Genomic DNA, 7,763 nt, shown 5'->3' with positions numbered 1-7,763 from the left:
AAGAAGGGCACCTCGGGTCCCGGTGGATAGCCACTTCGCGCCACGCGAGCCCCAGGCCGTCGAAGAGGATCAGTCGTCCCGCGGCGGGCTCCCCGATGCCCAGAAGGAGCTTCAAGACCTCCAGGGCCTGGAGGCTCCCCAGGACCCCCGCCACGGGGCCGAGGATGCCCGCCTGGGCGCAGGTGGGCACCGAGCCGGGCGGCGGCGCCTCGCGAAAGAAGCACCGGTAGCAGGGCCCCCGGCCGGGAAGCACCGTGAGGAGCTGGCCCTGGAAGCCCAGGATGCCGGCGAAGACGTGGGGCACTCCCGCCGCGGCGCAGGCGTCGTTCACCAGGAACTTGGAGGCGAAGGTGTCGGAGCCGTCCACGACGGCCTCGTACCCGGCCAGGATCGCCAGGGCGTTGGCCGCCCGCAGGCGCACCGGGTGCTCCTCCACCCGGATCTCGGGGTTCAGGACCCGCAGCCGCTCGGCCGCCGCGGCGGCCTTGGGCCGGCCCAGATCCTTCGTGGCATGGATCACCTGGCGCTGGAGGTTGGTGAGATCCACCCGGTCGTCGTCGCAGATCCCCAGGGTCCCCACCCCCGCGGCCGCGAGGTACAGGGCCGCCGGCGCCCCCACCCCCCCCGCGCCCACCACCAGGACCCGGGCGCGCTTCAGGCGCTCCTGCCCCGCACCGCCCACCTCCGGGAGGATGATCTGGCGCGAGTAGCGCAGGATTTCGTGCTCGGTCAGGGGAGTGCTGGTCATGGGCTCTTGGGAGATCTCTGGGTTTCACCACGAAGACTGTCGTTGGTTAGTTGTTCGTCGGGTTACGCTCTTCGGGCTAACCCGAGGCGAACCCGACCTACGGCTTCTTTCGGAAGCTCGCCTCGAAGTGCTCGCCGGACCGCTCCAGGGAGACGAGCTCGTGGCCCTCGTCGCGCAGGGTGCGGGGAATCGAGGCCACGGGCTCCCCCGCGGCCATCTTGATCCGGAGCACCCCGCCCGGTGCGACCTTGTCCAGGGCCATGCGCACCCGCACCAGGGTCATGGGGCAGACGTCGCCGGTAATGTCGAGCTCGAAGGCCTGTGTCATCGCCGTCCTCCTCCTGTCCGTGCCCGTCCGTGGGTGTCCGTGTTCGTCCGTGAGCCCCGTCGTCACCGAAACCCCCGAAACCGCTCCTCGGCTTCCGCGGTGAGCTCCACCCACTTTCCCCGGGGCACTCCCTCCAGGGCCGCTTCCTGGCAGGCTCGGGGTCCGAGGCGCAGCATGGTCTGCCCCAGGCGCTCCTTCGTGCGGCCTTCGGCCACGTACCAGGCCTTGATCCGGCCCACGGCGCCCACCGCTTCGTCCTCGGAGAGAAAGGCGCCCAGGCGCATGCCCACCTGCTTCTCCCGGCCCCACCGCCCGCCTGCATAGAGATCCAACCCGGTGCGCCGGGGCGCGAGCGCCTGCACCGGGCAGGCCTTGGTGCAGTCGCCACAGGAGACGCACAGGTCAGGATCGATGGCGGGCAGCCCCTGCTCCATCCGCAGGGCCGCCAGGTGGCAGGCCTCGGCGCAGATGCCGCAGTTGACGCAGGCCCCCGGGTCGAGCTCGGGCTCGCTCACCCCCACGAACCCCACGTCGTTGGTCTGGGGCTTGGAGCACGACGACGCGCACCCCGCCACCCCCACCTTGAACTTGTGGGGGAGCACGGCGGCGTCGTTGTGGGCCTGGTCGATCCTCCAGGCGAGCTCGAAGACGTCCAGGTTCCCATGGGGGCACACCGTGCCCTTGCAGGCCGTGGTGGACCGCATGCGGGGCCCGCACCCGGCCAGCGCCACCCCCCGGGCCGCCAGATCCTCCCGCAGGGCCGGGAAGTCCTCGGTCTGGACTCCCGGGATCTCGATCCCCATCCGCGCCGTCAAGTACACCTCGCCCCGGCCGTGGGCCCTGGCGACCGCGGCCACGTCCTCCAGGGCGTCGGCCGTCAGGATCCCCATGGGAATGCGCAACCGCGCGGAGTAGGTGTTGGGCTCGCGGGTCTTGATCATCCCCGTGAGCTGCGCATCGAGAACCTTTGGGGTGTAGAAGTCGCGGGGGTCGATCGCCATCTCCGCCTCCAGCCGAGCCAGACGCGCCCGGATATTGTTGTCCAATGCGACGTAGATTATCGGAAACTATTCTTGACTGTCAACACGCAATCACGTAGGATTCTCCCACACCATTCACGATCTCAAAACGAAACAATTAAGAGGATCCCATGTCCCGCGCGCTTCCCGCCCTTCCCGACGCCCCCACCGCCCAGGACATCCTCCGGGCCGGCCTGGACGCCGCCGGGGGCCCGGTGGGCCTGGCCTGCTCGTTCAGCGCCGAGGACGTGGTCGTCCTCGACCTCCTGCGGGAGCTGGGGGTGCAGATTCCCGCCCAGGTCCGGGTATTCGCCCTGGACACGGGGCGCCTCGACGAGGAGACCTACGAGGCGGCCGAGGCCGTGCGGGTGCGCTACGGGATTCCCCTCGGGTGGCACTTCCCCGAGCGAGACGCCGTGGAGCAACTGGAGCGGGAAAAGGGCCTCTACAGCTTCCGCGAGAGCCTCGAGAACCGGCACGAGTGCTGCCGCATCCGCAAGGTGGAGCCCCTCGCCCGGGCGCTGCGGGGCCTGGCCGGCTGGATCACGGGCCTTCGGCGGGAGCAGAGCGTGACCCGGACCGCGCTCGCGCCTCTGGAGGTGGACGAGGCCCACGGGGGCATCCTCAAGATCAACCCCCTCCTGGACTGGACCTGGGAACAGGTGTGGGCCTACGCCGAGGAGCGGCGCCTGCCCGTAAACCGGCTCCACCGCCAGGGGTACCCCTCCATCGGGTGCGCGCCCTGCACCCGGGCCGTGGCTCCGGGGGAGCACCCCCGGGCCGGGCGCTGGTGGTGGGAGAGCCCCGAGCACAAGGAGTGCGGGCTCCACCGCCGTTGAGGGGTCGAGGAAAACCGCGTCGGACCTGTCGGACAGGTCTGACGCGTCGGACACGAGAATCAGGAGGACCCGAGATGACTGCCGCCCCGAACCCCGCCAAGCGGGTCTACCAAGACCTGGCCCAGCTCATCGCCGACCCCGAAAACCCCACGCCGTTGGTACGGCTGGGGCGCTTTGGGGCCGGGCTGCCCCAGGAGCTCTACGCCAAGCTCGAGGGCTTCAACCCCTTCGGGTCCATCAAGGACCGCACCGCCCTGTACCTCTTGCGAGGGCTCCAGGAACGGGGCGGGCTCCCCCCGGGCAAGCGCCTGGTGGAGCCCACCTCGGGCAACACGGGCATCGCGCTGGCGGCGTTGGCAAACCTGGCCGGCGTGGGGTGCACGATTACCGTGCCGAGCGCGGTCCCCGAAGAAAAGCTCGCAGTGCTGCGGATGCTCGGCGCCGAGGTCTGGCCCACCCCGGACGACCTCTGCCCCATCGAGCACCCCAAGGACGGCGCCATCGCGCTGGCCAAGAGCATGGTGGCCGGGGAGCGCACGCGGGACCTCTACGTGATGCCCAACCAGTACGAGAACCCCGACAACGTGCGGGCGCACTACGAGACCACCGGTCCCGAGATCTGGGACCAGACCGGGGGGCGGGTGACCCACTTCTTCGCCGGCTACGGCACTTGCGGCACGCTGACCGGGGTCGGTCGGTTCCTCAAGGAGCAAAACTCCAGGGTGCGCATCGTGGCGGTGGAACCCCAGCGAAACCACAAGCTCCCGGGCCTCAAGAACTTCCAGGAGTCGAAGCAGCCCGAGATCCTCGACCCCTCGGTAATCGACGAAGTGCTCCCGGTGACCGACGCCGACGCTTACGCGACGGCCCTGGAGGTGGCCCGCACGGAGAGCCTGCTCCTGGGCCCCTCCTCGGGAGCCATCCTGTGGGCCGCCCGGGAGGTGGGGCGCCGAGAGGGGGGCCTGGGGGTAGCCATCGCCCCGGACAACGCCTTCAAGTACATGAGCTTCTACGCCCAGTGGCTGGTAGGCCAGGGCGAGCCCAACCCGTGAGCGGCCCCCTCTGCGGCCGCCTGGAAGGAACCATGGAAGCTTCCGCGATCCTCACCGACCCCCGACCGTCGTCCGGCAGCCATCTCGACTGGCTCGAGGCCGAGAGCATCTTCATCTTCCGGGAGGTGGCCGCCGAGTTCGAGCGGCCGGTCCTGCTCTTCTCGGGGGGAAAGGACTCCATCTGCCTTCTCCGGCTGGCCGAGAAGGCGTTCCACCCCCTGCCGATCCCCTTCCCTCTCCTCCACGTGGACACGGGCCACAACTTCCCGGAGGTGCTGGAGTTTCGGGACCGCCGGGCCGCCGAGCTCGGGGCCCGGCTCGTGGTGCGCACGGTGGAGGCCTCCATCGCCCGGGGGAGGATCGTCGAGCGGGTGGGGGAGAACCAGAGCCGCAACCGCATGCAGATCGTGACCCTCCTCGACGCCCTGGGGGAGTTGCGGTTCGACTCGGCCTTCGGGGGGGCCCGACGGGACGAGGAAAAGGCCCGGGCCAAGGAGCGGGTCTTCTCCTTCCGGGACGTGAGCGGTCAGTGGGACCCCAAGAACCAGCGGCCCGAGCTCTGGAACCTCTACAACGGCCGCCACCACCGGGGGGAGCACATCCGGGTCTTTCCCCTGAGCAACTGGACCGAGCTCGACGTGTGGCAGTACATCGAGCGCGAGGGCCTGGAGATCCCCTCCATCTACTATGCCCACGAGCGCGAGGTGCTCGTGCGCGAGGGCTGCCTGCTGCCCGTGGGGGATCTGGTCCCCCCCCGGCCCGGCGAGCGGGTCGAGCGCCGGCGGGTGCGCTTCCGTACCGTGGGCGACATGAGCTGCACGGCCTGCGTCGCGAGCGACGCCGCCACCCCGGCCGAAATCATCGCCGAGACTGCCGCCGCCCGCCTCACCGAGCGGGGCGCGACCCGGGTGGACGACCGGGCGAGCGAGGCGAGCATGGAAGAGCGAAAGCGAGAGGGGTACTTCTAATGGATCTTCTGCGATTCTCCACGGCCGGGTCGGTGGACGACGGGAAGAGCACGCTGATCGGGCGGCTGCTCTACGACACCAAGGCCATTTTCGAAGACCAGCTCGACGCCGTGCGCCGCGCGAGCCGCAACCCCGAAACCGGGGAGGTGGACCTGTCGCTCCTCACCGACGGCCTCAAGGCCGAGCGGGAGCAGGGCATCACCATCGACGTGGCCTACCGGTACTTCGCCACGCCCCGGCGCAAGTTCATCATCGCCGACACCCCGGGCCACGAGCAGTACACCCGCAACATGGCCACGGGGGCGAGCACCGCCGACCTGGCCGTCATCCTCATCGACGCCCGGCACGGGGTGCTGGTCCAGTCCCGGCGCCACACGGCCATCGCCCACTTCCTGGGAATCCCCCACCTGGTGGTGGCGGTGAACAAGATGGACCTGGTGGGGTACGACCGGGGAGTCTTCGAAGGCATCCGGCGCGACTTCGAGGGCTTCGCGGCCCGGCTCGGGGCCCCTGGCGCCGTCTTCATCCCGCTGTCGGCCAAGGTCGGCGACAACGTGGCCTCCCGGTCGCCCGCCATGCCCTGGTACGGCGGGCCGAGCCTGCTGGAGTACCTGGAGACCGTGGAGGTAGGCCGACGGCGCGCACAGGGGCCCCTTCGGTTCCCGGTGCAGCTCGTCCTTCGCCCCCACCAGGACTTCCGGGGCTTCGCGGGGCAGATCGCCTCGGGGACGGTGCGGCCCGGCGACGAGGTGGTGGCGCTGCCCTCGGGGAGGCGCACCCGGGTGCAGGCCGTGCACGCCTTCGAAGGGGACCTCCCGGAAGCCCGGGCACCCCAGTCGGTGACCCTCGTGCTCGAAGACGAGATCGACGTCTCCCGGGGGGACGTACTCGCCGCGCCCTCGGCCCCGCCGACGGTCACCCGCGAGGTGGAGGCGGATCTCGTCTGGATGGACGACACCCCCCTGGACCCCGACCGGCCCTACCTCGTCCGGCACACCACCCGGGGAGTGCGGGGCCGGGTGGCCGAGGTGCTCTGGCGCACCGACGTGAACAGCCTGGACCGGGTGCCGACCCACCGGCTGGCCCTCAACGAGATCGGGCGGGTGCGCCTGGCCACCGCCCAGCCCCTGTGCGCCGACCCCTACGAAGCCAACCGGGCCACCGGGGCCTTCGTACTCGTGGACCTGGAGACCAACCACACGGTGGCCGCGGGGATGATCCGGGAGGCTCGGCCCCTGACCGGTCCTGAGGCCCTGGTGCCCGGGGGGCGGGTGGACCGGGCAGCCCGGGAGGCGAGCCTCGGGTACCGGGCCGCCGCCGTCTGGCTCGCCGGTCTCTCGGGGACGGGCAAGGCGGAGCTCGCCCAGACCCTGGAGGCGCGGCTCTTTCGCCAGGGAATCCACGCCTACGCGGTGGACGGGGAGCGGCTGGGAACCGGGGCCGGGGAGGAGGGCGACGCGGCCGAGCGGGCGGCGCTGGCCGCGCGCCTCCTGGTGGAGGCCGGGGTCCTGGTCCTCTTCAGCCTCCCGGGGATGCGCGCAGCGGATCGCCAGCGCGTGCGCAGCGTCCTGGAACCCGGCCGGTTCCTGGAAGTCCACATCGCCACGCCCCCGGAGCTGGCCGCGCCCCACGGCCCCGGCCGCATCACCCCCGGCGAACCCCTGGAGGCCCCGCCGGAGGAGCCCTACGATCCGCCGCCGGCCCCGGATCTGATCCTGCCCCTCCACCGGATCGGGCTCGAGGAGGCGGCGGATCGGATCGTCGCCCTGCTCGCCAAGGGAGGGTTCCTCAAGGGGGCGGCGTACCTGGAAGGCGGGGGGATCTGACGGCGGGCCGGGGACACCGGTAAACGAGACGTGCCGGGGCCGGGCGGGCTCGAGCTCGTCCTCTATGGACGCGCAAGGCCCCTGCCCCCGCCCATGTCCGCGGCGCCGCCGTCTTCCACCGAGACGAGCGGCCGCAGGGCTTCCAGGGTCTTGGGCCCGATGCCCCGGACCTTCAGGAGGTCCTCGACCTCGGCAAACCCCCCGAGAGCTGCCCGTTCGGCGAGGATGGCGGCTGCCGTCTTGGGACCCACGCCCGGCAGGGCTTCCAGGTCCTCGGCGCGGGCGCGGTTGAGATCGAGGCGGCGACCGAGGAGGAGCCCTTCCCAGCCGTCCAGGGGAAGCGGGCCTTCCCGGCCGCCGGCGGCCCGGTGCCCGTCGGGAACCGGTGTCGCCCCCTCGGGCGACCAGTAAAGGCCGGGGGCATCGGCGAGCCCGTAAATCGCGGGGGGCGCGGGGGCAAGCAGGCGAGCGGCCCACCGCAGGCCGGGTGGGAGGATCCAGGCCAGCGCCGCCAGCACCAGGAGGCCCAGGGCGGCGGTACGGGAGGCGGTGGGATCGGACATGGGAACCCCGGTCGCGACGGGCTCCGGAAACCGCGATCGGCGGCGGGAAAAGCGGTGGCCGGGAAGAGGAGCGCCGGGGTCTGCCCGCGCACCCTCAGGCCCCGTTGGTGGCCCTGCGGCGGGGGACCGGCGAGCCCGCCGCCCGCTCCTCGTCGCGCATGAGCTTGTACTCGATGGAGTCCACCAGCGCCTGCCACGACGCCTCGATCACGTTGGCGCTCACCCCCACGGTGCCCCAGGTCTCGTGCCCGTCGCTCGACTCGATGAGCACCCGCACCCGGGCGCCCGTTCCCCCGCCCGAGGCGAGCACCCGCACCTTGAAGTCCACCAGGCGCACGTCGCGGATGGCGGGGTAGAACTTCTCCAGCGCCTTTCGCAGGGCCGCGTCCAGCGCGTTGACCGGGCCGTTGCCCACCGCGG

Annotated in this window: 9 protein-coding genes; 4 read left to right on the top strand and 5 right to left on the bottom strand. The window is 71.5% G+C overall.

What is annotated here, in order from left to right; all coding sequences use genetic code 11:
* The 3 genes from AB1578_20320 to AB1578_20310 form a co-directional block, all read right to left on the bottom strand.
* Positions 1 to 748, bottom strand: a 748-nt coding sequence (locus tag AB1578_20320; GenBank protein MEW6490240.1) for a HesA/MoeB/ThiF family protein, incomplete at its 3' end; no start/stop codon positions are given.
* Positions 749 to 845: 97 nt separating this feature from the next.
* Positions 846 to 1,076, bottom strand: a complete 231-nt coding sequence (locus AB1578_20315) for a sulfurtransferase TusA family protein (protein ID MEW6490239.1) — start codon at positions 1,074 to 1,076, stop codon at positions 846 to 848.
* A gap of 62 nt (positions 1,077 to 1,138) precedes the next feature.
* Positions 1,139 to 2,077 (bottom strand): 4Fe-4S binding protein, encoded by a 939-nt coding sequence (locus tag AB1578_20310; protein ID MEW6490238.1) that lies wholly within the window; start codon positions 2,075 to 2,077, stop codon positions 1,139 to 1,141.
* A 149-nt stretch (positions 2,078 to 2,226) separates the two neighbouring features.
* Here AB1578_20310 and AB1578_20305 point away from each other — a divergent pair, with 149 nt between their 5' ends.
* The 4 genes from AB1578_20305 (at position 2,227) to cysN (ending at position 6,780) form a co-directional block, all read left to right on the top strand.
* Positions 2,227 to 2,934 (top strand): phosphoadenylyl-sulfate reductase, encoded by a 708-nt coding sequence (locus AB1578_20305; protein ID MEW6490237.1) that lies wholly within the window; start codon positions 2,227 to 2,229, stop codon positions 2,932 to 2,934.
* Between the two features lie 74 nt (positions 2,935 to 3,008).
* On the top strand, positions 3,009 to 3,986 hold the full coding sequence (locus AB1578_20300) for a cysteine synthase family protein (protein MEW6490236.1): 978 nt from the start codon (positions 3,009 to 3,011) through the stop codon (positions 3,984 to 3,986).
* Between the two features lie 32 nt (positions 3,987 to 4,018).
* Positions 4,019 to 4,954, top strand: a complete 936-nt coding sequence (cysD, locus tag AB1578_20295) for a sulfate adenylyltransferase subunit CysD (GenBank protein ID MEW6490235.1) — start codon at positions 4,019 to 4,021, stop codon at positions 4,952 to 4,954.
* Complete coding sequence (gene cysN / locus AB1578_20290) at positions 4,954 to 6,780, top strand: sulfate adenylyltransferase subunit CysN (protein ID MEW6490234.1); 1,827 nt, start codon at positions 4,954 to 4,956, stop codon at positions 6,778 to 6,780. Before cysD ends, cysN begins: the two co-directional genes overlap by 1 nt.
* A gap of 62 nt (positions 6,781 to 6,842) precedes the next feature.
* Here cysN and AB1578_20285 read toward each other — a convergent pair whose 3' ends face one another.
* On the bottom strand, positions 6,843 to 7,343 hold the full coding sequence (locus AB1578_20285) for a helix-hairpin-helix domain-containing protein (protein MEW6490233.1): 501 nt from the start codon (positions 7,341 to 7,343) through the stop codon (positions 6,843 to 6,845).
* Positions 7,344 to 7,437: 94 nt separating this feature from the next.
* A partial coding sequence (locus AB1578_20280; protein ID MEW6490232.1) for an alpha-isopropylmalate synthase regulatory domain-containing protein occupies positions 7,438 to 7,763 on the bottom strand: 326 nt, incomplete at its 5' end.

Source organism: Thermodesulfobacteriota bacterium (genome assembly GCA_040756475.1).
Lineage (GTDB): Bacteria > Desulfobacterota > Deferrisomatia > Deferrisomatales > JACRMM01 > JBFLZB01.
This window is presented reverse-complemented; position numbering and strand designations above follow the sequence as displayed.